Genomic DNA, 24,918 nt, shown 5'->3' on the forward strand with positions numbered 1-24,918 from the left:
TTACTCCTTTTGCAGGGCGGGAATACGCTCAAGTTTGCTGGTTCCGGCCTTGGGGTCGTGGATGGCAACGGCGGGCCGGTCATCGGCCATGCGCGTTGCCTTTTCCCGACGTTTGCGCCGCTTCACCATCGGCGGGCAGCGTTGTTCGTCGTGATAGGTAATCTGGCAGTCGAGGCAGTAATGACACTCGTTAGCGTTAATGCGGCCATCCGGATGGATCGCGCCGACTTCGCATTCGTGCTCACAGATCTGGCAGGGCGTGCCGCAGCTGCCGCGGTGGCGTTTGAGCCAGTCGAACAGGCGCAGCCGCGAGGGAATCGCCAGCCCCGCGCCCAGCGGGCACACGTAGCGGCAGTAAAACTTGTGGTTGAACGCCGAGATCACCACCAGCCCCAGGGCGTAGGCGACAAACGCCCAGTCGCGCTGGAAACGCAGGGTGATGGCGGTTTTAAACGGCTCGACTTCGGCGTAGCGCTCGGCGGTGCCCAGCGAATGCAGCGACAGCGCGAACAGCGCCAGCAAAATAATGTACTTGAGCGCCCAGAGGCGTTCGTGGAGGCCGAACGGCACTTCGATCTGCTTGACCTTGAGCTTGCGCGCGGCCTGGTTGACCAGATCCTGCAGCGCGCCAAACGGGCACAGCCAGCCGCAGAAAACGCCGCGTCCCCAGAGCAGTATCGAGACCGCCACGAACGACCAGAGAATGAACATCATCGGGTCGATGAGAAACGACCCCCAGCTGAAGTCGCTCATTAGCGCGTGGGTAAAGGTCAGAATGTTGACCACCGACAGCTGGGCCAGCGCGTACCAGCCGATGAACACCAGCGTGTAGAGTTTGAAGCCCAGCCGCAGCGGGTTGAGGATGCGCGGATGGCGCGCCAGCACGTCCTGAAACAGCATTATGCCGGTGAGCACGATAAGCCCCGCGCCGAGTACGCCGATCTGAAACGCCTTGTCGCGCCAGACCTGCACCCAAATGGCTTCTTCTACCGGCGGCTCCGGGCGTTCGATGTAGGCCTCGGGAATGGCGTAGTCGGCGTCAAAGCGGGCGAATTCGGTATCCAGCGGGCCGGAGGCGCGGCGCACCAGCAAAGACAGCTGCCAGGGCGCGCCCGGATCAAAGGCGGCGTCTTCGCGGATGATGAACACGTCGCGCTCGTCAAACGCCGGCGCGCCGTCGATGGCGAAGTCCCGCAGGCGGATGTGGTCGCTGTCGTGGAAGCTGATCGAGCTGCCGTGCTGGGCAAGTTCCACGCGGTCAAAAATGCCGCCGCGCACGTAGCCCGAGCCCTTGAACGAGTAGTCCCCGCGACCGGCCAGCGCCACGGCGTGCTCGCCGGGCTCAAGTTCTTCCATCAGCGCGTCATAGCCGTCGTCACCGAGCAGGTTGCGCCCGGCGGTGGGGGCATTGAGGTAGGTGTAAAACAGCTCGATAAAGGTCTTGTCCGCCGGCTGCGGGGTGTGCATGTAGTCTTCCGCCGGGGTGCCGGCAAAGGCGGCGTCCACTTCGCCGTGGGTGAGGTGTAGCCGGCGAATCGTGCCGTCGCCGGTAAGTGTCTGCCAGTCGGCCGGCGTATAAATACCTTCCAGCACTCTGGCCGGGGGCGTGGCTGAGGGGTCGGCAATCAGCCCCTGCTCGGCGGCGACTCGGCGAGACGCGCGCATGATGGTATCGCCGGCGACAATCACCGTCACCGTTGCGCCGGAAACGGCATCAAGCTCACTACCCACCTTAAGGTGATCGTTGACGTGAGCGCCGACGTGCTTGTCGGCAAAGTTTTCGAGCTTTTCTTCGGGAATGCCCACCAGCATGATCGGTTCGGAGTGGCCGAGCACGTCGGTCTGGGTAATTTTGCCGTCGGTATCAATGCCCAGCAGCAAATTGATGGGCTTGCCCGAATAGGCGGGAATCGGGGCTACGTCAACGCTTTTGAAGGCGTAGCCAAGCAGGGTGTCATCCTGCATCACGCGGCTGACAGGCCACTCGGAATCGGCCGGTTCCAGCCGGTTGGCCGAGGGAAAGCCCTCCCCGAGATCCGCCAGCTCCATGGCGTGAGTGGCGCTTGCCATGAGCACAAGGCTCAGGGTCAGCAGCCAAAAACAGACGGCATGCAGCCGGCGGGCGGGGTGGTGCATGGAGCGCTCCTCGGCGAGAGGGTCAAGCAGGGGTGATAGCCAGAGGTTATAGCCAGAGGTTATAGCCAGGGGTTATAGCCAGGGGTTATAAAGTCGGTTCGAGCATGTAGTCCACGGCGGCTTTTACTTCGTCATCGGAGAGGCCCGACTGGCCGCCTTTGGCCGGCATGGCCTGAAAACCGTTGATCGCGTGGTCGTACAGGGTGTCCATGCCCTTTTCCTGACGCTCTTCCCACTGGTCGGCTTTGCCGCGGATCGGCGCGCCGGCCGCCCCGGTCATGTGGCAGGCCATGCAGGCACTGTTGTAGGTGGCTTCGCCGTCGGCCTGGGCGGCGGTGGCGGTCATGGCGAGCGAGCTTAGCAGCAGAGTGGCGACAGTTAGCTTCATAACAAATATTCCTTATGCATCTTTTGGGGTGATGAAACCGTCACGGCAGCGATCGTGGGATTATCTGGTGAACTCAGTATCTGGTGAAGCAGACGGTAAGCCCAGCCTAGGCAACGCCGTGGAGTTATTGTCAAATCTGGTGTATGGGCATCAGGCAACGTTCCCGTCTGATTGATCCTCCACTGCTTCTCCGTCCTGGAACTCGACGTTGTTAACGACCAGTTCCAGGAGCTGAAATCCCTTAATGCGTTTCCACCGTTTCTGGGCGGTTTGCATCAACTTGAATACCATCGCTAAGGTGGTGTCTCTGGACCCACAGCCCCGGCTTTTCTTCGTCCTTAGCCGCACCGTGGCAAAGGTCGACTCAATCGGGTTGGTGGTGCGCAGATGAATCCAATGCACCGCCGGAAAATCGTAAAAGGCCAGTAACTCCTCCCGATCTTTTTTAAGGCACCCCATGGCCTTCGGGTACTTGTCCTGGAAACGCTTCAGTGCGCTGTCAAACGCCGTGTGGGCGGCGTCCCGGGTCTCGGCCAGGTAGATCTCATGCAAAGCCGACTTGACCTTGGGTTGCAGGGCCTTGGGAAGCTTATCGAGCACATTGGCCGTCTTATGCACCCAGCACCGCTGGTGCCGGGTCTCTGGGTAGGCCTTGGTCAGGGCCTTCCAAAAGCCCAAGGCACCGTCGCCCACAGCCAGCTTCGGGGCGACCCCCAAATGCTGGCTCTTCAGGCTCTCAAGCAGTTCCAGCCAACTCGCCTCGGACTCCCGGTGTCCGTCCTCAACAGCGACCAGTTCCTTGTGGCCATGCTCGGTGACACCGACGATGACCAGCAAGCACAGCTTGTTGTCCATACGCACGTTGCTGTAAACGCCGTCGGCCCACCAGTAGACATAGCGCTTCTGGCTCAGATCCCGGCGCTGCCAAGCCTTGTGCTCGTCCTGCCACCGGGCCTTCAAGCGGGAGACCGTATTGGCGGATAAACCTTTGGCCTGATCGCCCACCAAGGCGCTCAGGGCTTCCTGAAAGTCTCCGGACGAGACGCCTCGCAGGTAGAGCCAGGGGATCAGCTCATCCAGACTCTTGGCCCGCTTCAGGTACGGCGGCAATAACGTGCTATTGAAACGGATGCCGGTCCCGCTGCGGTCCCGGACCTTGGGTACTTGCACTTCGACATCGCCAACACCGGTCTGGACGTGACGCTGAGGCAGGTGGCCATTGCGAACCACAGCCTGACGACCGTCCGGTGCCTTACGATCCGCATACTGCTCAAGCAGCGCTGCCAGCTCGGCATCCACAGCCTCAGCAATTAGCTTGCGGGCCCCATTACGGATCGTTTCGTGCAATAGATCCTGTTCCAACTCTGGTTGTGAAAGAGCGTGCAGGGTAGACTTTGACATGGCGTATCATTCCTCTGTTGGTTGTGATCTGGCGAGATCAACCAACAGGATACGCCACCTCTTCAGCCTGCTTCCATACACCAGAAATCACCATAGCTCGCAACGCCGTCGGGGTAAACGTTGACGTGGATCACTTTTGCGGCTGATTACCCCTATAAGCTGGCGGGCTTACTCCCAAGGAGGTAGCCCGCAGGCTGCGTGGCATTCGGTCGCACAGGCTGCGCCGCTCACGGCTGATATATTTTGGGCAAAGGAGGCAGGCGCACGGCATGTGCTGACGCCGCGCAACGCAGAGACGAAAAGGGCCTTGATGCTATGCAGAACGAGCTGTTGTTTGATCGCGCGCTGGTCGAAAAGTACGACCGCCCGGGGCCGCGCTATACGTCGTACCCCACTGCGCCGCAGTTTCATGCGGTCTTTGCCGAAGACGACTACCGCGCGGCGGCGGCGCGCAGCAATAGCGCTGACACACCCAAGCCGCTGTCGGCCTACGTGCATATCCCGTTCTGCGAGAGCCTTTGCTACTACTGCGCGTGCAATAAAATCATCACCCACAACCGCGAGCGGGCGGCGGAGTATCTGGCCTGGCTCAAGCATGAGATCCAGCTGCAGGGAGAACTGTTTGACGACACCCGGCGCATGACCCAGCTGCATCTGGGCGGCGGTACGCCGACCTACCTGAGCAACGACCAGCTGGCCGAGCTGATGGAAGCGCTTGATAGCGCCTTCCACTTTGCCGCGCCGCACGAGCGCGAGTTCTCGCTGGAAGTCGACCCGCGCACGGTGACGCCCGAGCAGATTCACGAGTTGCGGGCGTTTGGCTTTAACCGCCTGAGCTTCGGCGTGCAGGATTTTGACCCCGACGTGCAGCAGGCGGTGAACCGGGTACAGAGCGAAGAGCAGGTAGTGGGGCTGATGCAGGCCGCGCGCGACGCCGAGTACGATTCCATCAGCGTGGATTTGATTTACGGCCTGCCGCTGCAGACCGTGGCCAGCTTTGATGCCACGCTGGACAAGATCATCGCGCTGAAGCCCGACCGCATCGCCACCTACAGCTATGCCCACCTGCCGTCGCTGTTCAAGTCGCAGCGGCTGATCCGCGACGAAGATATGCCGCCGCCGGAGCGCAAGCTCGAGCTGCTCGAGCTGATCATCCAGCGGCTGATGGCGGCGGGCTACGTCTACATCGGCATGGACCACTTCGCGCTGCCCGACGACGAGCTGGCGCTGGCGCGGGAGAACGGCACTCTGCAGCGCAACTTTCAGGGCTACTCGACCCACGCCGACTGCGATCTGATCGGCTTGGGGATTACCGCCATCGGCAAGGTGGGCGATACCTACGGCCAGAACGTCAAGGAAACCGCCCAGTATCAACATCGGCTGGAGAGCGGCCGGCTACCGGTGATGCGCGGCTATCGGCTCAGTGACGACGACCGCCTGCGCCGGGACGTGATCAGCACGCTGATGTGTCACGGTGAGGTGGATTTCGCCGTCATTGAGGCCGCGCATGGGATAACGTTCAGCGATTATTTCGCCGAGGCCCTGACCTCAATGGACGCCATGCAGGCCGACGGCCTGGTCAAGATCAGCGAGCGCCGGCTGGACGTGCTGCCCGCCGGGCGGCTGATGATGCGCAACCTGGCGATGGCCTTTGATGCCTACCTGACCCCCCGCGAAGAGCGCTATTCGCGCACGGTCTGAAGCGTTTTAACCGGAGTTTGTTTATGCCCGCACTGCCGTTTTCTCAAGTACCGTTTTCTCAAGTACCGTCCGAGGCGCTGCCGCGACTGCCGGCTCCGTCGCGTGTGATTGGCCTGCTGGATCCGCGCGTGCCGCTGGCGCTCAAACGCCGGGCGGTGGAGCCGCTGCTCAACCGCACCTTTGCCGAGCCGCTGGCGGAGGGCGAGTTTGATGCGCTGGACGGCCGGCGGGTCACGCTTGAGGTGGAAGATTTGGGCGTTCGGCTGACGCTGACGCTGGATAACGAGCGCTTTGCGCTGACGTCCGAGCCGGGGGAAGCCACGATACGCGGCGGCTGGCGGGAATTTTTGTGTTTGGCCACGCGGCGCGAAGACCCCGACGCGATGTTTTTCCAGCGCCGGCTGATGATCGAGGGCGACACCGAGCTGGGGCTGACGGTGAAAAACCTCCTCGACGGCCGCGAGGAGGGGTTGAGCGAAGGGCGCTTAGGCGCGGTATTGCGTCAGCTGGATGCGCTGACCGCGCGGCGTTAGGCCGTCTTCCCTCGGCTGTGATCCATCCCCGGGCGGCCGTGCCAGTAGCCGTCGCACACCTCGGCGTCCATCAGCGCCAGCGGGTCCGGGGCGGCAAGCTCGCCGCGCCGGGCGGCGTCAAACTCGGCTACCACCTCAGCCATGCCTTCGGCGCGCGGGCTCAGACGCGCGACGCCGGCGCCGGAAGCAGCAATCGAGGCCACGTCGTGACGCAGATCCTGACAGGCGCCGGACAGCGTCTGGATGCCGTTCAGGGTAAACACCTCCTTGGACTCCTGGGAGCGCAGCGCCAGGCCTTCCGGGTGCTTCTGGCAGACGAAGCGGCAGCGGTCCTTGGGTGTCTGGTAGCGCCTGGCGGTAAAGCAGCGCGACGACCACGCCAGCGGCAGGTGGCCGTAGGCAAACACCTCGCCGTCTGCCTTTACGCCTTGCTCGCGGCAGTCGCCGAGCAGCCGGGTCACATCCTTGCCGGACATTTCCACCGGGGCGTTGAAGCGCGTCATCCCCGCACGCTCAAGCACGCCGATGGCGGCGGTGTTGTACAGATTGAGCGCCGCCCCGCCGACGAACCCCAGCCCCGCGCTGGCGCAGCGCTGCACCGCGCTCTGGTCGTTGGCCTCCACGCTGAACTCACCGTTGTTGCACAGCTTGCGCAAATCGCGCAGGTCGGCGTCGGACTCGATCAGCGTCTGGCTTGAAAGCACCACCTCCTTGCCGCTCTGGGCAAGCTCGCGGCCGATCCCCAGCCAGTCGTCGAGCTTCATGTCGCGCCGGCGCGAGCACACCGATTCTCCCAGATAAACGATATCCACCGGCCAATCCGCGGCGTCGCGGTAAAACTGCGCGTAGTGTTCGCGCGTCCAGTAGAACAGCACCGGCCCCAGCGCCAGCTGCAGCGGTGAACAAGAACTCTCAGCCATGACGATCTCCTATTTCCAGCGGCGTTCGTAAGCGCCAAGGGTGGTAGTGGTGCCTTCGGAGACGTCGCCCAGCCCGGCCATCCACGAAGGATCGGTATGAAAGCGCCCGGGGGCGGCTTCCAGCCGGTCGATGGCCTCGCGCCAGATGCCGGCCACCTTCGACACATAGGCCGGGCTTCTTTGACGGCCTTCGATCTTGACCGCGCTGATTCCAAGCTCGGCAAGATCGGGCAGCAACTCCAACGTGTTGAGGCTCGTGGGTTCTTCAATGGCGTGGTAGGTCTCGCCGGCCACTTCAAAGCGGCCTTTGCACAGGGTGGGGTAGCCGGCGTTTTCACCCGCGGCGTAGCGGTCAATAAGTACGCCGTTCAAACGCGACTCAAGCCCCTCGGGCGTATCTTCCCAGCGCACGTGTGCCGCCGGCGAACACACGCCGCGGGTGTTGGGCGACTCGCCGGTCAGGTACGACGACAGATAGCAGCGTCCTTCGGCCATGATACAAAGGCTGCCAAAGGCAAACACTTCAAGCTCCACCGGCGACTGTTTGGCGAGATCGCGCACCTGGGTGATCGACAGCACCCGGGGCAGCACCGCGCGCTTGATGCCGAACTGCTCGTGATAAAAGCGCAGCGCTTCATGGCTGGTGGCCGAGCCCTGTACGGAAAGGTGGCGGGGAAGGTCGGGGTAGCGGCGGGCGGCGTAGTCTAAAAGCCCCATGTCGGCGAGAATCAGTGCATCCACGCCCAGCGCGGCGGCGTCATCCACCGCGCGGGTCCACAGCGCCCAGCCGTCGGGTTGGGGGTAGGTATTGATGGCGCAAAATACCCGTTTACCTCGGGTATGGGCGTAATCAATGCCCTCTCGGGCGCGCTTGTCGGTAAAGTTCAGCCCGGCAAACTGGCGTGCGTTGGTGGTATTTTGAAAACCGAAGTAAACGGCATCGGCACCTTCATCTACGGCGCGCTTGAGCGCGGGCAGATTGCCGGCCGGACAGACAAGTTCCATGATAAGCCTCCCGTTGTAGGTAAGTCAGCCATGGTAAGAGGCGCCCGCCCTGGGGCATTTGACGTGGATCATGGCCGACGGCAATGCAGGCCACAAAAGGAGAGCGAATGTACGATATTGTGATTATTGGCGGCGGTATTGTCGGGCTTTCCACCGCGCTGCAGCTCAAGCAGGCCTATCCGCACAAACGTATGGTGGTGCTGGAAAAAGAGCAGGGACCGGCGCGGCATCAGAGCGGCCATAACAGCGGCGTGATACATGCCGGGGTGTACTACGCGCCCGGCAGCCTCAAGGCGCGCTTTTGCCTTGAGGGCAATCGCGCCACCCGGGCCTTTTGCGAGCGCCACGACGTGGCCTATAAGCGCTGTGGCAAGCTGCTGGTGGCCACCAGCGCAGAAGAGGTTGCGCGGCTGCGTACGCTGGGTCAGCGCATTGCGGCCAACGGATTGGAAAATACCTGGCTGGCGCCGGGCGAGCTGGCCGAGCGTGAACCCCACATACGCGGAGAGGCGGGCATTTTTGTGCCGGCGAGCGGCATTGTGGATTATGCGGCGGTGGCGCGGGCCATGGCCGCCGAGTTTGCACGACTGGGCGGCGAAATACGCTACGGCGCTGCGGTGGTGGGGCTTGAAGAGCGTAGCGCCGAGGTTGTTGCGACAACCTCCGCAGGCAGCTTTTCCGCGCGTTATCTGGTGAGCTGCGCGGGGCTTTACGCCGACCGGATCATCCGCCTGCTGGGCAAGAATCCGGGCTTTACCGTGTGCCCGTTTCGCGGCGAGTATTTCGCCCTGGCCGAGCGCAAAAGCGAGATTGTCAGCCACCTGATTTATCCGGTGCCTGACCCCGCGATGCCGTTTCTGGGCGTGCACCTGACGCCGATGATCGACGGGCGCATTACCGTGGGCCCCAACGCCGTGCTGGCGCTCAGCCGCGAAGGCTACCGCCGGCGCGACGTGTCGCCGCGTGATACGGGCGAGATGCTGACCCATCCGGGCGTGCTGAAAATGCTGGCCCGCCATGTGAAGCCGGGGCTTTTCGAGCTGAAAAACTCGCTCTACAAGCGCGGTTATCTGGCGCGGGTGCAGGCGTACTGCCCAAGCCTGGAGCTTGAGGACCTGACGCCTTACCCTGCCGGGGTCCGTGCCCAGGCCGTTGCTGACGATGGCCGGCTGATGGGCGATTTCGTCTTTGTGAACACCGCACGTACGGTGAACGTGGGCAACGCGCCGTCACCGGCGGCGACTTCGGCGTTGCCCATTGGCGCGCATATTGTCGAACAGCTCAAGGCGCGCCTGGACGGGTAAGCGGGGCGTTAAAAAATCGACTCGGCGGTGCCGGACCCCTGAGAGCCGCTGACTTCTTCCAGCTCGCGGCTGATGCGGCGCGGTTGGTAGCCGGGCAGGTATTCAGCATCAAACAGCTCGCTGATGCCGCCGGGCTGGCCGCTGCGCAGGCGCAGGCCGGTATCCGGATCAACCCGCACGCTGATCACGCCTTCGGGCTGGTCCGGCCAGGCTTCGGGCGTGCCCTCCAGCGCGTTGCCGAGGAAATCCTTCCAGATGGGCAGTGCCGCCTGAGCGCCATATTCTGAAATAGTCTGGTTGCTGTCCTTGCCCACCCAGACGGCCGTGGCGATATCGTCGTTAAAGCCGGCAAACCAGGCATCGCGCCGGGCGTTGGTGGTGCCGGTTTTGCCCACGATGTCGCCACGCTCGAGGGTCAGCGCGGCGCGACCGGTGCCGCGCTCGATGACTTCACGCAGCATGTCGCGGATGATGTAGATAGCCTCGGGGTCGGCGATGCGCTGCGCGACGGTATAGGTTTCGCCGTCGATGTCGACGCTGTCCTGACCGTCAGCGCAGCCACGGCAGGCGACTTCAGGCTCGGCTTTATATACCTCGACATTGTCGGTTTCGTCACCGCGCACAATACGTTTGATATACCACGGCGAGACTTTAAAGCCGCCGTTGGCGAGTATTGCGTAGGCGTTGGTCATTTCCAGCGGGGTCAGGCTGGCGCTGCCCAGCGCCAGCGACAGCCCGTGGGGCAGGTGATCGGGGTTGAAGCCGAAGCGTTCGAGAAAGCCGATGGTGTAGCCCAGCCCCATGCTTTGCAGAATGCGGATGGTCACCAGGTTGCGCGAATGGGCGAGTGCCGGGCGCAGACGCATGGGGCCGTTGAAATCGTTGCTGGAGTTCACCGGGCGCCACAGCGTATCGCTGCCATCGTTGATGACCACGGGCGCGTCGTTGACCACGCTGGCCGCGTTCATCTCGCCATTGTTGATGGCCGCCAGATAAATAAACGGCTTGAAAATGGAGCCGGACTGGCGGCGCGCCTGAATCGCGCGGTTGAACTTGCTGGCGTTGAAGTTGAAGCCGCCCTGCAGCGCGATAATTGCGCCGGTGCGAGGCTCCTGGGCGACCAGTGCGCCTTCGGCCTCGGGGCGTTGGGAAAGGCGCAGCGTATCGTCGTCATCGATGACCACGCGGATCAGGTCGCCGCGGCTGGCAATCTGTCCGGCGTTGCCTTTGCGCGTCCACTTCATGCCTTCCCAGTTAAGGGTGTGGACTTTCTCGTCGCCGGTTAGCACGCGCATTTCGCGCTCGTTGCTGCCGACCACGATGGCCGGCGTCAGGACCCCGTAGCTCGGCGTGCGCTGGAGCACCTGTACCCAGTTGCTCACGTCGCCTTCAATGCCTTCTACCTCGGTCTGGCTGCGTTCGGCCGCCTCGCGGGCGGTCTTGCGGATCTCCGGCGATTCGGAAAGCTCTTCTTCAAGCCCCTTGGTAGCGGTTTTTTCCTGGGCTTCGACAAGGCTTGCGTCAATGTCGCTTTGCTCGGGGCCGCGCCAGCCGTGGCGGCGATCGTAGGCTAACAGCCCCTCGGCCAGCGCATCGCGGGCAAACGGCTGCAGCTTGCTGTCAAGGGTGGTGTAAATATGATAGCCGCCGGTATAGGCCTCGTCGCCAAACTGTTCGATCGCGTACTGGCGCGCCATTTCCGCAACGTAGGCGGCTTCCACGTCGTTCTGGGTTGCGTGACGCTTGGCGGTAATCGGCGCTTTGACCGCTTTTTGATAGGCGTCCGGGGCGATAAAGCCCAGCTCGCGCATGCGGAATAAAATCCAGTTACGCCGGATCAGCGAACGCTCGGGATTGGACAGCGGGTTGAATGCCGACGGCGCTTTGGGCAGCCCGGCAATCATGGCCGCCTCGGCCAGGGTCAGCGCGTCAAGCGGCTGGTCGTAGTAGGTCTTGGCGGCGGCGGCGATGCCATAGGAGCGGTGGCCGAGAAAGATCTTGTTGACGTAAAGCGAGAGGATTTCCTGCTTGTTCAGCACCTGTTCCATCTGCAGGGCCAGCAGAATCTCGCGGATTTTACGGGTAAACGTCTGATCAAGCGTCAGCAAATAGTTACGCGCCACCTGCATGGTAATGGTGGAGCCGCCGGACTGAATGGTGCCGCCGCTCTGGGCCAGCTCGATGGCCGCGCGGAGCAGCCCGCGCGGGTCAACGCCCGGATGCTCGAAATAGTGCTGATCCTCGGCGGCCACCAGCGCGTTGACCAGCGGCTCGGGAATGTCCTGAAAGTCGACCGGAATCCGCCGTTCTTCGCCGTATTCACCGATCAGCTGGCCGTCGCGAGTGTAAATGCGCAGCGGCGTGTGCAGATCGAAATTTTCCAGCTGGCGCACGTCGGGCAGGCCGGGCGAAAAATACAGCGCGGCGCCGATGGTGGCGAGAACCGTTGCACCCCCCAGGGCGACCAGCATGAAAACGAGCGAAAGTATGAGCGTTCTAAGAGACTTCATGAAAACAGGATACCCGTGGATGAAATGAACAGTGCGATATCGGCGTTACCGGCGGACGTCATTATAGAAACTCGAGACGGCTCTCACCAGTGTTGATCTGGCGCAGCGCCTGAAGTGTGCACCGTGGTAAAATCATGTAACATCGCTACGTTCTGATGCAGGCCGGAGTCACTTCGATACAATGCGCTTTCTTACCCCTAACCGTGGCTTGATTGGCATCGATATTACGTCGGCAACGGTCAAGCTGCTTGAGTTAAAACCGACCGAGCATAATTATCAAGTCGAAAGCTACGCCGTGCGTCCGCTTCCCGAAGGCACGGTCATTGAGCGGCGTATCCAGGATATCGACGCCGTGGCGAGCGTATTAAGCCGTGCAGTGGAGCATGCCAAGCCTTCAACGCGCAAGGTGGCGGTAGCGGTGCCGGCCAGCGCGGCCATCACCAAGATGCTGACGTTTCCCGCCGTGCTTGATGAGGACGCTATCGAAGAGCGCATTATTGCCGAATCAGAACGCCATATCCCGTTTCCGTTCAATGAAGTGGCGTTTGATTTTCAATGTCTGGGGCCATCGACGCTGGATCCCGACGAGCAACGCGTCCTGCTGGTGGCCTGCCGTCAGCAGGATGTGGTACAGCTTACCGAAACCCTGGAGCGAGCAGGGCTGGAGCCTGCCGCGGTAGGCGTGGAAACCTTTGCCATGGAACGCTCTTTTGCCATGCTGCAGCGCGAACTGCAGACCCCGGGCGCGCCGGAAAGCGGCGTGGCGCTGGTGGACATCGGTGCCAACATGAACGCTTTTCACGTGATTCGCGCGGGGCGCATCGTGTACAGCCGCGATACCGTGTTTGGCGGACGTCAGCTGACCGACGCCATTCAGGAGCGCTACGCGCTGACCATGAAGGAGGCGGGCTTTGCCAAAAAACGCGGCGGGCTGCCCGATGACTATTACGCCGAAGTGCTCACGCCGTTTCTGGAAACGCTGGTGCAGCAGGTCGGGCGCTCGCTGCAGCTTTACTATTCGGCCGGGCGACATCACGAGATCAAGGAAATCGTGCTGGCCGGCGGCTCAAGCGTGATCCCCGGCTTTGCTCAACGCCTGGCCGAGGACAGCGGCATGCGCGTCACTATTGCCAACCCGTTCCAGCGCATGGCGGTCAACAAGCGTATCAACCTTGAGGCGTTGACCAGCGACGCGCCGGCCATGCTCACCGCCTGTGGCCTGGCGATGCGAGGCGCGCCATGAGCCTGACGATTAATCTGCTGCCCTGGCGTGAAGCCCGCCGTGAGCGGCGTACCCAGCGGTTTCAGCTGCTGTTGCTGGCGATGTTGGTGGCGGGTAGCGCGCTGGGTTTTGGCGTGGCGCGCTACTATCAGGTCGAACTTGACGCCCAGACCCAGCGCAACGATTACATTCGCGAGCAGACCCGTGTGCTGGAGCAGGACATTGGCCAGGTGCACGAGTATGAAGCGCGCGTCAGCCAGCTCAACGAGCAGCTGGCGCTTTTCCAGTCGCTGCAACATGAGCGCTTGCAAACCGTGCAGCTGTTCAATGCGGTGGCGCAGAGCATGGTGCCGGGCATTGTGTATCAACATCTGGAGCGCAGCGGAGAAACGATCAGCATCACTGCCCGTGCGGGCACCGACCGTCAGGTGTCCGAGCAGCTGCGCCGTATTGCACTGGCGCCGGCGCTGGGCGTGCCGGCACTTTCCGAGGTGGAAAACGCCGCCGGTGAAGAGGCGGCGGGGCGCCAGTTCCGCTTTGTTGTCGAGCAGCGCGGGAGCGTCGTGAGCACGGAGAACAGCGCAGAAGGACAGGCCGATGACGTTTAACCGTGAAAGACTGGTGCAGGAATGGCGCCAGCTGCGCGAGGTGGACTGGCAGGCGCTGGAGCTGCGCGAGGCCGGCGGCTGGCCGCTGTTGCTCAAACTCTTGAGCTGTGTGCTGGTGCTGCTGTTGGCGCTGGCGGCCATGTACGGGCTGGTGGTGCGCGAGCATCGCGCAGCGCTGGCCGATGCTCGGCAGCAGGAAGTGCAGCTGTTGACGACGTTTGAGCAAAAATCCGTCGAGGCGTCGACTCTGCCGCGCGTACAGCAGCAGCTCGCCACGTTGGATGCCAAGATGCTCGGGCTGCGCGCCATGTTGCCCACCGGCGCTGAAATCCCCTCGTTGCTCGACAGCATCAACGATGCGGCGGTTGAAAACCGCCTGAGCATTGACACAATCCGGCTCAAGCCCACGGTGGCTCACGGCTATTATATTGAGCATCCCTTCGATATTCAGGTGCGTGGCGGCTATCACCAGATTGCGCGTTTCGTTGCCGATATGGCCGCGCTTTCCCGGATTGTGACCCAGCACGATTTTACCCTGACGCCGGTTGACGGTGTCGGCGATACGCTGCGCCTTTCCATGCTGGCACGCACTTACAGCTACCAGGAACCGGCCACTGGAGAGCAGCCATGATGCGTGCGCTGATCGCTGGCGGCCTGTTCGCGGTATTGCTGGCCGGCTGTTCTGACCCTCACCTGACCGCGCTGAATCAGACGCTGGAAAGCACCCGTGAACAGGCTGATGAACCTGACGCCTTGAACATTCCCGAGCTGCCGGCCTATCGTCCCGTCGGGTATCACTACGGCGCCGAACGCAGCCCGTTTCTGGCCGCCGCAGCGGTGGCACAGGCCCAGAGCACGGCACCCGGCGCGTCGCGCACCGGCAAGCTGGCACCCGATACGTCACGCGTGAAAGAACCGCTCGAGCGGTTTGCTCTGCAACAGCTTCAGCTGGTCGGTACGCTGAGCATGGGCAAACGCCACGTAGCGCTGATTCAAACGCCCGAGCACGAGGTGGTCACGGTACGCGAAGGCAACCATATGGGCAGTAATCATGGGCGGATCACGCGGATTACGTCGCAGGCCGTATCGGTGAGTGAACGGATTTTTACGCGTCAGGAAGGGTGGCAAAAACGCGAGGCAGCGCTTGAATTAAGCCCTGATACACCAACGCGATAACGCAAAAAACGGATGTTTGGATGAGTCGCTGGATGAAACGGTGGATGAAACATGGCCATGACTAGAGCATATCGCCGCAGTGGGCAGGCGCTGCTGGCAGCGGCAGGGCTATGGCTTGTGTCGCTGGCGACGGTAGTAGAAGCCGCCGACCGGCCGGGCGCGCCGTATGCCGCCGGCGCCACGTCCGGTGCGCTGACCACGGCGCAGGAGCAACAGGTAGACGATATCGACTTTCGCCGCGGCGCGGATGGCGCCGGCCGTCTGGAAATCACGTTCAACCGTGAAGGTGTGACGCCCCGGGTACGCAAGGGCGAGCGCGGCCGGGTGGTGGTGGATCTGGGGCAAAGCGCGCTGCCCGATGCGCTTAACCAGATTTATGATGTGACCGATTTTGCCACGCCGATCAGCCGCATCGTGCCCCGAGTTGATGCTCAGGGCGCGCGCCTGGAGCTGGTCACCGACGGCCCCTATGCGATGATGTCGTCTCCGAGCGGGCGTACGTTCAGCGTGGTGATAGAACCCGTGGCGAAAGCGGCGGGAAGTGAGCAACCAACGTCCGGCGAAGTGGCGGCCCGAACGTACACGGGCAAGCGCCTCAGTCTTAACTTTCAGGATATCGAGGTGCGTTCGGTACTGGCCACTCTGGCAGATTTTACCGGCCTGAATCTGGTCGCAAGCGACAGCGTCAACGGCCGGGTCACGCTTAATCTGAATGACGTGCCCTGGGATCAGGCGCTGGACCTGATCCTTCAGAGCCAGGGGCTGGCGAGCCGTCAGCAAGGCAATGTGGTGGTCGTGGCGCCGGCCGGTGAGCTGGCTGCGCTGGAGCGCCAGAAGCTTGAGGCACGCAGCCAGCAAGAAACGCTGGCACCGCTGGTGACGAAGTTTTTCGATGTGAAGTATGCCCGCGCTCAGGATCTGGCCCAGCTGTTGCGTGGCGAAGACGGTTTCGGGCTGCTGACCGAGCGCGGCCGGGTGAGTATTGATCAGCGCACCAACACGTTGCTGATTCAGGATACGGCCGATCAGGTGGCACAAATCATGGGCACGCTGGAACGCTTGGACGTTGCCGTGCGCCAGGTGCAGATCGAAGCGCGCATCGTGATCGCCCGGGACACCGCCTCCCGGGAGTTGGGTATCAACTGGGGTATTTCATCGGCGAGTGATGCCACCGGGATTTTCGGCGGTGATGATAGTCTGGATCTGGGTGGAGCCTCCGATGGTACCGCGCCTAACGGCGGCTTGTCCGTCGACATGGGATCCTCGGGCAGTGCCGGAACCAGCTTTGGCTTTGGCTATCTGTCCGGCGATATCCTGTTGGATCTGGAGCTGCGCGCGCTGGAAAGCGAAGGTAAAAGCCAGACCATTTCCCAGCCGCGCATCATTACCGCCAACCGGCGCACCGCGACCATCAGTCAGGGCGAGGAGCGCGCCTTTCAAAGCGTGGATGGCAACGACAACCCGGATACCGAGTTCAAGGAAGCGCTGCTGTCGCTGGAAGTGACGCCGCAAATCACCCCGGATGACCGCATCATCATGGATCTGGTGATTCGTAACGACAGCTTCCGCGAGTCCGAATTTGGCGGCGAACCACCGATTGATACCAACACCATTGAAACCCAGGTGCTGGTGGATAACGGCCAGACCGTGGTGCTCGGCGGTATCCTCACCACCGAAGAGCTGCGCCAGGTCGCCAAAACGCCGCTGCTGGGCGATATCCCGGTCATCGGTAATTTATTTCGCTATACCGAAGAGCGTAATGAAAAGGTAGAATTGCTGGTTTTCATTACTCCACGACTTCTCGATGAGGGCATGGCGGTTCGCTAATGCAGGATTTACCCAATGTTTTTCTGATCGGCCCCATGGGCGCCGGTAAAAGTACCATCGGCCGCCTGCTGGCGGCCGAGCTGTCGCGTGAGTTCTTTGACAGCGACCACGCCATTCGGGACCGCTGCGGCGCGGATATTCCGTGGATATTCGACGTCGAGGGCGAAAGCGGTTTTCGCCAGCGCGAAGTGCAGATGATTGATGAGTTGACCCGGCAGGAGGCGGTGGTCGTGGCCACCGGCGGCGGTGCGGTGCTGCGCGAAGAAAACCGCTGTGCGCTACGCGAACGCGGTACGGTGGTGTATCTGCTGACCACCGTTGAACAGCAGCTGCGGCGCACGGCCAGAGACCGCAACCGGCCGCTGCTGCAGTGTGCCAACCGCGAGCAGGTGCTCTACGATATGTTTGCCCAGCGCGACCCGCTGTATCGCGCCACTGCGGACATCATCGTGCGCACCGATCGGCGCAGCCCCCGCGCGGTGGTCAACGAGATACTCCGCCGTGTCCGCCGGCTGTTGGACCCGCTGCAAACTACCGGCACGGCCCACAAGCCGGTGTCGCCCTGACGTGTCGGCCCTCTTCCTAATCCCTCAGGTAACCCTATGAAGCCTATCGACGGCGTGCGGCGCACGCTCAATGTCGCCCTCGGCGAGCGCAGCTATCCCATTCATATCGGCACCGGTCTGGTCGGTAATGCCGACGCCATCACGCCCTATCTGGCCGGCCGGCAGGTCATGATCGTCACCAACGAGACCGTCGCGCCGCTGTATCTGGACGCGCTGCGCGACGCCTTGCCCGGGCATCTGGACGTACGTTGCGTGGTGCTGCCTGACGGGGAGCGCTACAAGACCGTGGAGCAGGTCGGGCGCATCTGGGATGCGCTGTTGGAGGCGGGCTTTAACCGCCGTTGCACGCTGATCGCGTTGGGCGGCGGAGTGATCGGCGATATGGTCGGTTTTGCCGCGGCCAGCTATCAGCGCGGCGTGGCGTTTATTCAGGTGCCAACGACGCTGCTGGCCCAGGTGGATTCCTCGGTCGGGGGTAAAACCGGCGTCAACCACCCGCTGGGCAAGAACATGATCGGTGCGTTCTGGCAGCCCACGGCGGTCATTGTCGACATCGCTACGCTATCCACGCTGCCCGCGCGCGAGCTTTCCGCCGGGCTTGCCGAGGTGATCAAGTACGGCTTGATCCGCGATGAGGCTTTCCTCGGCTGGCTGGAAGACAGCATGACGCCGCTGCGCGACGGCGACGCGGATACGCTGGCGCACGCCGTCGCGCTTAGCTGTCAGATCAAGGCCGATGTGGTGGCTGAAGATGAAACCGAGCAGGGCGTGCGCGCGCTGCTGAATCTGGGTCACACCTTTGGCCACGCCATTGAGGCTGAGCAGGGTTACGGCTGCTGGCTGCACGGCGAAGCCGTCGGGGCGGGCATGGCCATGGCCGCGACGCTCTCGCACCGGCTGGGGTGGATCGACGCCGCCGCGCTTGAGCGTTGCCAAACGGTGATCGAGCGTGCCGGCCTGCCGCTGAGCGCCCCCAGCGGCATGACGCGGGACGACTTTCTTGCCCACATGCGCCGCGACAAGAAAAATATCGACGACCAGCTGCGACTGATACTGCTGCGTGCCCCGGGCGATGCCTGCATCAGCGCTGATACGCCGCCGGAAACCCTGGACGCGCTGCTGGACAGCTACCCCCGCGGCTAGCCACCGCTGAGCATCGACAAAACGTTAGGGCATTGACCATCTGACCCGCTCCCCGTGAGCGGGTTTTTTGTGCCACGACGGAAAAACTCTGCGGGCTGAAAATCATAATAAGAATGACCCATGCGTAATCAGTATGGGATTTTGGCTAAATATTAGACTAAAGTTTAATTCTATTTTTCTATCGTTTAAAATCCGTTTTAACGCTTTATAAGTGTTTGAAAGAGTATGATTTTTTATTTATTAGATATTTATTATTTATATTATAGCTGAGTGTTTATAGGGGGTTAGCGGCACAAAAAGATTGCGCGATGCGAACCTTGCTGGCTATTGTGAGCAGCCGTTTCCTGAGTATGAAAGGCGCGAGACGGCCGTGTTCGCTGGCGGGAGGCATCAAGATAAAAAATAAGAAAAACCGTTAAATATACCATTAAATTTGCATTTATAAAACAAACTCTGACCGAGGCACGACTATGAAAAAAGGTCTTCATCAGCCCAGTGAGTTTCGTGACAACTGTGGCTTCGGCCTGATTGCCCACATGCAGGGGCATGCCAGTCACGATCTGCTCAAAACGGCCATCGAGTCCCTGACCTGCATGACCCACCGTGGCGGTATCGCCGCTGATGGTAAAACCGGCGACGGCTGCGGCCTGTTGCTGACCATGCCGGTCACCTTCATGCAGGCCGTCGCGCACGAGGCGCTGGGTGTAACGCTCGGCGAACACTTTGCCGTGGGTATGGTGTTTCTCCCCGATGACGATACCCGCGCCGTGCAGGCGCAGCGCGTGCTGGAAGAAGAGCTGGCCGCGCGAGGGCTGAGCGTTGCCGGCTGGCGTGAGGTGCCGGTGGACGCCAGCGTGTGTGGCCCCATGGCAGTGGCCTGCCTGCCGCGTATCCAGCAGATATTTGTGCTGCCGGAAAACAGCGAAAACTTTGACGTTGAGCTGTTCATGGCACGCCGCCGGGCGGAACAGCGCCTGAGCGGCGAGGAAGATTTTTACGTGGTTTCGCTATCGGCTGACGTGGTGGCCTACAAGGGGCTGGTCATGCCCCGGGATCTGCCGGCGTTTTACCGCGACTTGAATGATGAACGCCTGACGGCATCGATCTGCGTGTTTCACCAGCGTTTCTCGACCAATACCGCGCCGCGCTGGCCGCTTGCCCAGCCGTTTCGCCTGCTGGCGCATAACGGTGAGATCAACACCATCGAGGCCAACCGCAGCTGGGCGAATTCGCGCAAGCAGCAGTTTTCCAGCCCGCGTCTGAGCGGAATTGCCGAGCTCGACGAAATCGTCAATACCACGGGGTCTGATTCCTCCAGCATGGACAACATGCTGGAAGTGCTCCTGACCGGCGGCATGGAGCTACACCGTGCCGTGCGGATGATGGTGCCGCCTGCGTGGCAAAACGTGCAGACCATGGACGCCGGCCGGCGCGCCTTTTATGAATATAATTCCATGCACATGGAGCCGTGGGATGGCCCGGCCGGCGTGGTGATGACCGACGGCCGTCAGGCCGTGTGCATGCTCGACCGCAACGGCCTGCGCCCGGCGCGCTGGGTGATGACCAAAAACGGCTATATCACGCTGGCCTCCGAGATCGGCACCTACGCTTACCGCCCCGAAGACGTGGTGGCCAAGGGGCGAGTAGGGCCCGGCCAGATACTCGCCGTGGACACCGTGACCGGCGAAGTGCTGCACACCGACGAGATTGATCATCGCCTGGCATCGGTCTACCCCTACAAGCGCTGGCTCAAGGAGCAGGCTCACTATCTGGAATCCGCGCTGACCGAGCTGGCGCGTTTTCAGCCGATGGGTACCGACGCGCTGGCCACGCAGCAGAAAATGTTTCAGGTCAGCTTCGAGGAGCGCGATCAGGTGCTGCGCCCGCTGGCCGAGGGCGGTCAGGAGGGCGTTGGCTCAATGGGCGACGACACGCCCATGGCGGTGTTATCCAGCCGGCCGCGCCTGCTGACCGACTACTTCCGCCAGAAATTTGCCCAGGTGACCAACCCCGCCATCGACCCGCTACGTGAAGCGATCGTGATGTCGCTGGAAACCTGCATCGGCGCCGAGCGTAACGTGTTCGAGGTCACACCAGAGCACGCGCATCGTCTGATTTTGACCGCCCCGATCCTCTCGCCGCGCAAGTTCGCCGCGCTGGTGGATCAGCAGGATCCGGCCTTTGCCAGCCATACGCTGTCGTTGGGCTATGATCCCGTCACGCAAACGCTGCAAGCAGCGCTGGATGCGCTGTGCCGGTCTGCCGAGGCCTGCGTGCGTGACGGCAAGGTGCTGGTGGTGTTGTCGGATGCCCGCCTTGAAGCCGGCGAGATCCCCCTTCAGGCCGCGCTGGCGGTGGGGGCCGTGCATACGCATCTGGGCCGGCTGGCGCTGCGGCCCGACGCCAACATTATTGTGGAAACCGGCTTTGCCCGGGACGCCCATCAGATGGCGGTACTGTTCGGCGTCGGTGCCACGGCGGTTTACCCGTGGCTTGCCTACCATGTCATGGCGGACATGCACCGCACCGGAGAGCTTGAAGGCGAGCCGGCGGATACCCGGGAAAACTATCGCCGCGGGCTGCAAAAAGGCCTTTACAAGATTTTGTCCAAGATGGGCATTTCAACGCTGGCGTCCTACCGTGGCTCGATGCTGTTTGAGGCGGTCGGGCTGGATGACGAGGTGATGACCACCTGCTTTGCGGGGATGGCCTCGCGCATTCAGGGCGCGGGCTTTGCCGAGCTTGAGGCGCAGCAGGTCAGGCTGTCACGGGATGCGTGGAAGGCGCGCAAGCTGATTTCCCAGGGCGGGCTGATGAAATACGTGCACGGCCACGAGTATCACGCCTATAACCCTGACGTGGTGACCACGCTGCGGGCGGCGGTGCAGGAAGGCAGCTATGCCAAGTGGAAAGATTTTGCCCGGCTGGTGAACGAGCGGCCGATCGCCACGCTGCGCGATATGCTGGCGCTCAAGCCGGCCGCCACGCCGCTGTCTCTGGACGAAGTCGAACCCATCGAGGCGTTGATTCCGCGCTTTGACAGCGCCGGCATGTCGCTCGGGGCGCTCTCGCCGGAAGCTCACGAAGCGCTGGCGCAGGCCATGAACGAAACCGGCGGGCGCTCCAACTCCGGTGAAGGCGGTGAGGACAGCGCGCGTTACAACAGCGTGCGCAGCTCCAAAATCAAGCAGGTTGCCTCGGGGCGTTTCGGCGTCACGCCGCACTATCTGGTCAATGCCGAGGTGCTGCAGATCAAGGTGGCGCAAGGCGCAAAGCCCGGCGAGGGCGGCCAGCTGCCCGGCGACAAGGTCAATGCGCTCATCGCCCGGCTGCGCTACGCGGTGCCCGGTGTGACGCTGATTTCGCCGCCGCCGCACCACGACATCTATTCCATTGAGGATCTGGCGCAGCTGATTTTTGACCTCAAGCAGGTCAATCCCGAGGCGCAGGTCTCGGTCAAGCTGGTCTCCGAGCCGGGCATCGGCACCATTGCCACGGGCGTGGCCAAGGCCTATGCCGACCTGATTACCGTTTCGGGCTACGACGGCGGTACGGCGGCAAGCCCGCTGACCTCGATCAAGCACGCCGGCAGCCCCTGGGAGCTGGGCCTGCCGGAAGTCCATCAGGCGCTGCGCATCAACGGGCTGCGCGACAAGATTCGCCTGCAGACCGACGGCGGGCTGAAAACCGGACTGGATGTGGTCAAGGCCGCGATTCTGGGGGCGGAAAGCTTCGGTTTCGGCACCGCACCCATGGTCGCGCTGGGCTGCAAGTACCTGCGCATCTGCCATTTGAACAACTGCGCGACCGGCGTTGCCACCCAGAATAAGTACCTGCGCGACGAGCACTTTCGCGGCACCGTGGACATGGTCAAACACTACTTCCGCTTTATCGCCGAAGAAGTGCGCGAGCTGATGGCGCTGCTGGGCGTGCGTCAGCTGACCGAGCTGATCGGCCGGACCGATCTGCTGGACGTGCTGGAAGGCAACACGGCCTCCCAGCGCAAGCTGGACCTTTCGCCGCTGCTGGAAAACGATTTTGTGCCGGCGCAGGCACCGCAGTTCTGCCGCGTGACGCGCAACGTGCCGCATGATCCGGGGGCCAAAAATCAGCAGCTGCTGGCCACCGTGGGCGCGGCGATCGAAGCGCAGACCGGCGGCACCTTTGACTTTGCGATCACCAACTGTGATCGCAGCGTCGGCGCCTCTGTGTCAGGCGCGATCGCCAAGCGCCACGGCGAAGCCGGCCTTGAAGCCGCACCCATAACGGCGCGGTTTACCGGCGTGGCCGGCCAGAGCTTCGGCGTCTGGAACGCCCGCGGGCTTAACCTGCATCTGGAAGGCGACGCCAACGACTATGTGGGCAAGGGCATGAACGGCGGCAGCATCGTCATCGTGCCGCCGCGTGAAAGCCAGTTTGTCCGCCATGAAACGGCGATTATCGGCAACACCTGCCTGTATGGCGCCACCGGCGGCGTGCTCTATGCCGCAGGCTGCGCCGGCGAGCGCTTTGCGGTGCGCAACTCCGGCGCCAGCGCGGTGGTGGAGGGCACGGGCGATCACTGCTGTGAATACATGACCGGCGGGCTGATAACGGTGCTGGGCACTACCGGGCTTAATTTCGGGGCGGGCATGACCGGCGGGTTTGCCTACGTGCTGGACGAAGACCGCACCTTTGTCGACAAGGTCAACCACGAGCTGGTGGATATTCACCGCATCAATATTGAATCCATGGAAGCGCATCGCCGCCATCTGCGCGAAGTGATCGAAGCCTACGTGGACAGCACTCGCTCACCGCGCGGTCAGGCCATTCTGGAAGACATGAGCGACTACCTGCGTCACTTCTGGCTGGTCAAACCCAGGGCGGCAAGCCTTGGCGGCCTGCTTGCCCAGTCCCGGCACCAGCCGGAGTAAATCGCTACCGACCGTATTGCTGATGTCTGCCGCTGCCGAGGGTGGTGGCAGCAAGGAGAAAACCATGGCCAAGCGCTGGCGTAACGAGTTTCAGTTTATTGACGTGGGGCGCAAAGACCCCGATAAAAAACCGGCACAGACGCGTTCCGCGGAGTTTGCCGAGATTTATCAGCCGTTCAAGCCCAAGGAAGCCGCGTCTCAGGCGCACCGCTGCCTGCACTGTGGCAACCCTTACTGCGAGTGGAAGTGCCCGGTGCACAACTACATTCCCAACTGGCTGCAGCTGGTCAGCGAGGGCAACATCATTGAAGCCGCCGAGATGGCGCACAAGACCAACCCGCTGCCGGAAGTCTGCGGCCGGGTATGCCCGCAGGACCGATTGTGCGAAGGCGACTGCACGCTGAACGACGGGTTCGGCGCGGTGACCATCGGCTCGGTGGAGAAATACATCACCGATACCGCTTTTTCCATGGGCTGGCGCCCGGACATGTCCAAGGTGACGTGGAGCGGCAAACAAGTAGCCGTGGTCGGTGCCGGCCCCGCCGGGCTTGCCTGCGCCGACGTGCTGGCGCGCAACGGCGTGTCGCCGGTGGTGTTTGATAAGCACCCGGAAATTGGCGGGTTGCTCACCTTCGGGATTCCCGAGTTCAAGCTGGAAAAAAGCGTCATGGAGCGTCGGCGGGCGATCTTCGAGGAAATGGGCGTCGAATTTCGCTTGAATACCGATATCGGCCACGATATTGGCTTTGACACCCTGCAGGAAACCTACGACGCCGTTTTTCTGGGCATGGGCACCTATACGCCCATGGAGGGCGGGTTCCCCGGCGAATCCCTGCCCGGCGTGCACAAGGCGCTGGATTATCTGGTGGCCAATGTGAATTACCGTCTGGGATTTTCCCGGCATACGGACGACTACGTGTCTCTTGAAGGCAAGCGCGTGGTGGTGCTGGGCGGCGGTGATACGGCCATGGACTGTAACCGCACCGCGATCCGTCAGGGTGCTGCCAGCGTTGCCTGTGCCTACCGCCGCGACGAGGCCAATATGCCCGGCTCGCGCCGTGAAGTGACCAATGCCCGCGAAGAGGGCGTGGAGTTCCTGTTCAATCGCCAGCCGATTGCCGTGGTCGGCGAAGGGCGGGTGGAAGGCGTCAAGGTGGTGCGCACGCGGCTGGGCGAGCCGGATGAAAACGGCCGTCAGCGCCCGGAAGCGGTGCCCGGCTCGGAAGAAGTCATCCCCGCGGATGCCGTCGTGGTGGCCTTTGGTTTTCAGGCAAGCCCCGCGCCCTGGTTTGACGGTGCCAACGTGCAGGTTGACCAGCGCAACTTCGTCAAGGCGTGCGAGCACGGTGAATTTGCCTTTCAAACCAGCAATGACCGGATATTTGCCGGTGGCGACATGGTGCGCGGTTCGGATCTGGTGGTCACGGCCATTTACGAAGGCCGCGAGGCCGCGCACGGTATCATGGACTATCTCGATGTATAAGCTCGACGTATAGCGTGGATCACCGTTCTCTGCCCGAGGGCAGAGAACGGTTGAAATTGAGCCTTTTAAGCGAGTCTGCTAT

Annotated in this window: 18 protein-coding genes; 12 read left to right on the forward strand and 6 right to left on the reverse strand. The window is 62.3% G+C overall.

Going from position 1 to position 24,918, the window contains the following annotated elements:
• The 3 genes from nosR to B5495_RS12230 all read right to left on the reverse strand — a co-directional run bounded on the left by nosR (window position 1) and on the right by B5495_RS12230 (window position 3,925).
• Window positions 1-2,136 (reverse strand): transcriptional regulator NosR, encoded by a 2,136-nt coding sequence (gene nosR, locus B5495_RS14775; protein WP_172824568.1) that lies wholly within the window; start codon window positions 2,134-2,136, stop codon window positions 1-3.
• Window positions 2,137-2,221: 85 nt separating this feature from the next.
• A complete protein-coding gene (locus B5495_RS12225) occupies window positions 2,222-2,524 on the reverse strand; it encodes a c-type cytochrome (RefSeq protein ID WP_079554114.1) in 303 nt (100 codons plus the stop codon).
• A 150-nt stretch (window positions 2,525-2,674) separates the two neighbouring features.
• Window positions 2,675-3,925, reverse strand: a complete 1,251-nt coding sequence (locus B5495_RS12230) for an IS256 family transposase (protein WP_079551404.1) — start codon at window positions 3,923-3,925, stop codon at window positions 2,675-2,677.
• A gap of 315 nt (window positions 3,926-4,240) precedes the next feature.
• On the opposite strand from B5495_RS12230, the gene hemN reads away from it, so the two are divergent.
• A complete protein-coding gene (hemN, locus tag B5495_RS12235) occupies window positions 4,241-5,626 on the forward strand; it encodes an oxygen-independent coproporphyrinogen III oxidase (RefSeq protein WP_079554116.1) in 1,386 nt (461 codons plus the stop codon).
• A gap of 23 nt (window positions 5,627-5,649) precedes the next feature.
• Window positions 5,650-6,159 (forward strand): ubiquinone anaerobic biosynthesis accessory factor UbiT, encoded by a 510-nt coding sequence (ubiT, locus tag B5495_RS12240; protein WP_079554118.1) that lies wholly within the window; start codon window positions 5,650-5,652, stop codon window positions 6,157-6,159.
• Here the strand turns inward: ubiT and B5495_RS12245 are convergent.
• Together B5495_RS12245 and ubiU are read right to left on the reverse strand one after the other, a co-directional pair.
• The gene (locus tag B5495_RS12245; RefSeq protein ID WP_079554120.1) at window positions 6,156-7,079 is read right to left on the reverse strand and encodes a U32 family peptidase; all 924 of its coding nucleotides are present in this window, start codon (window positions 7,077-7,079) and stop codon (window positions 6,156-6,158) included. The genes ubiT and B5495_RS12245 overlap by 4 nt on opposite strands.
• Before the next feature lie 9 nt (window positions 7,080-7,088).
• Window positions 7,089-8,084, reverse strand: a complete 996-nt coding sequence (ubiU, locus tag B5495_RS12250; RefSeq protein ID WP_079554122.1) for a ubiquinone anaerobic biosynthesis protein UbiU — start codon at window positions 8,082-8,084, stop codon at window positions 7,089-7,091.
• Between the two features lie 107 nt (window positions 8,085-8,191).
• Here ubiU and lhgO point away from each other — a divergent pair, with 107 nt between their 5' ends.
• Window positions 8,192-9,388 carry an L-2-hydroxyglutarate oxidase gene (gene lhgO, locus B5495_RS12255; protein WP_079554124.1) on the forward strand — a complete coding sequence of 399 codons (1,197 nt, stop codon included), beginning with the start codon at window positions 8,192-8,194 and terminating at the stop codon, window positions 9,386-9,388.
• An 8-nt stretch (window positions 9,389-9,396) separates the two neighbouring features.
• Here lhgO and B5495_RS12260 read toward each other — a convergent pair whose 3' ends face one another.
• Entirely contained in the window at window positions 9,397-11,898 is a 2,502-nt protein-coding gene (locus B5495_RS12260) for a penicillin-binding protein 1A (RefSeq protein ID WP_079554125.1), read from the reverse strand.
• 181 nt (window positions 11,899-12,079) lie between these two features.
• Here B5495_RS12260 and pilM point away from each other — a divergent pair, with 181 nt between their 5' ends.
• From pilM to B5495_RS12305, 9 genes are all read left to right on the forward strand, one after another.
• Entirely contained in the window at window positions 12,080-13,141 is a 1,062-nt protein-coding gene (gene pilM / locus B5495_RS12265; RefSeq protein WP_079554127.1) for a type IV pilus assembly protein PilM, read from the forward strand.
• A complete protein-coding gene (locus B5495_RS12270; protein WP_079554129.1) occupies window positions 13,138-13,728 on the forward strand; it encodes a PilN domain-containing protein in 591 nt (196 codons plus the stop codon). Before pilM ends, B5495_RS12270 begins: the two co-directional genes overlap by 4 nt.
• Complete coding sequence (locus tag B5495_RS12275) at window positions 13,718-14,359, forward strand: type IV pilus inner membrane component PilO (protein WP_079554131.1); 642 nt, start codon at window positions 13,718-13,720, stop codon at window positions 14,357-14,359. The genes B5495_RS12270 and B5495_RS12275 overlap by 11 nt, the downstream gene beginning before the upstream one ends.
• The gene (locus B5495_RS12280; protein ID WP_079554133.1) at window positions 14,356-14,904 is read left to right on the forward strand and encodes a pilus assembly protein PilP; all 549 of its coding nucleotides are present in this window, start codon (window positions 14,356-14,358) and stop codon (window positions 14,902-14,904) included. The genes B5495_RS12275 and B5495_RS12280 overlap by 4 nt, the downstream gene beginning before the upstream one ends.
• A gap of 57 nt (window positions 14,905-14,961) precedes the next feature.
• On the forward strand, window positions 14,962-16,731 hold the full coding sequence (locus B5495_RS12285) for a type IV pilus secretin PilQ (protein WP_231897186.1): 1,770 nt from the start codon (window positions 14,962-14,964) through the stop codon (window positions 16,729-16,731).
• Entirely contained in the window at window positions 16,731-17,297 is a 567-nt protein-coding gene (aroK, locus tag B5495_RS12290) for a shikimate kinase AroK (RefSeq protein ID WP_079554135.1), read from the forward strand. The genes B5495_RS12285 and aroK overlap by 1 nt, the downstream gene beginning before the upstream one ends.
• Window positions 17,298-17,333: 36 nt before the next feature.
• Window positions 17,334-18,440, forward strand: a complete 1,107-nt coding sequence (gene aroB, locus B5495_RS12295; protein WP_079554137.1) for a 3-dehydroquinate synthase — start codon at window positions 17,334-17,336, stop codon at window positions 18,438-18,440.
• A gap of 470 nt (window positions 18,441-18,910) precedes the next feature.
• Window positions 18,911-23,353: a glutamate synthase large subunit gene (gltB, locus tag B5495_RS12300; RefSeq protein ID WP_079554139.1), complete on the forward strand. Its 4,443-nt coding sequence runs from the start codon at window positions 18,911-18,913 to the stop codon at window positions 23,351-23,353.
• 64 nt (window positions 23,354-23,417) lie between these two features.
• Entirely contained in the window at window positions 23,418-24,836 is a 1,419-nt protein-coding gene (locus B5495_RS12305; RefSeq protein ID WP_079554141.1) for an FAD-dependent oxidoreductase, read from the forward strand.
• Window positions 24,837-24,918: the final 82 nt, after the last annotated feature.

Origin of the sequence: Vreelandella subglaciescola (assembly GCF_900142895.1) — a bacterium.
Classification (GTDB): Bacteria; Pseudomonadota; Gammaproteobacteria; order Pseudomonadales; family Halomonadaceae; genus Vreelandella; species Vreelandella subglaciescola.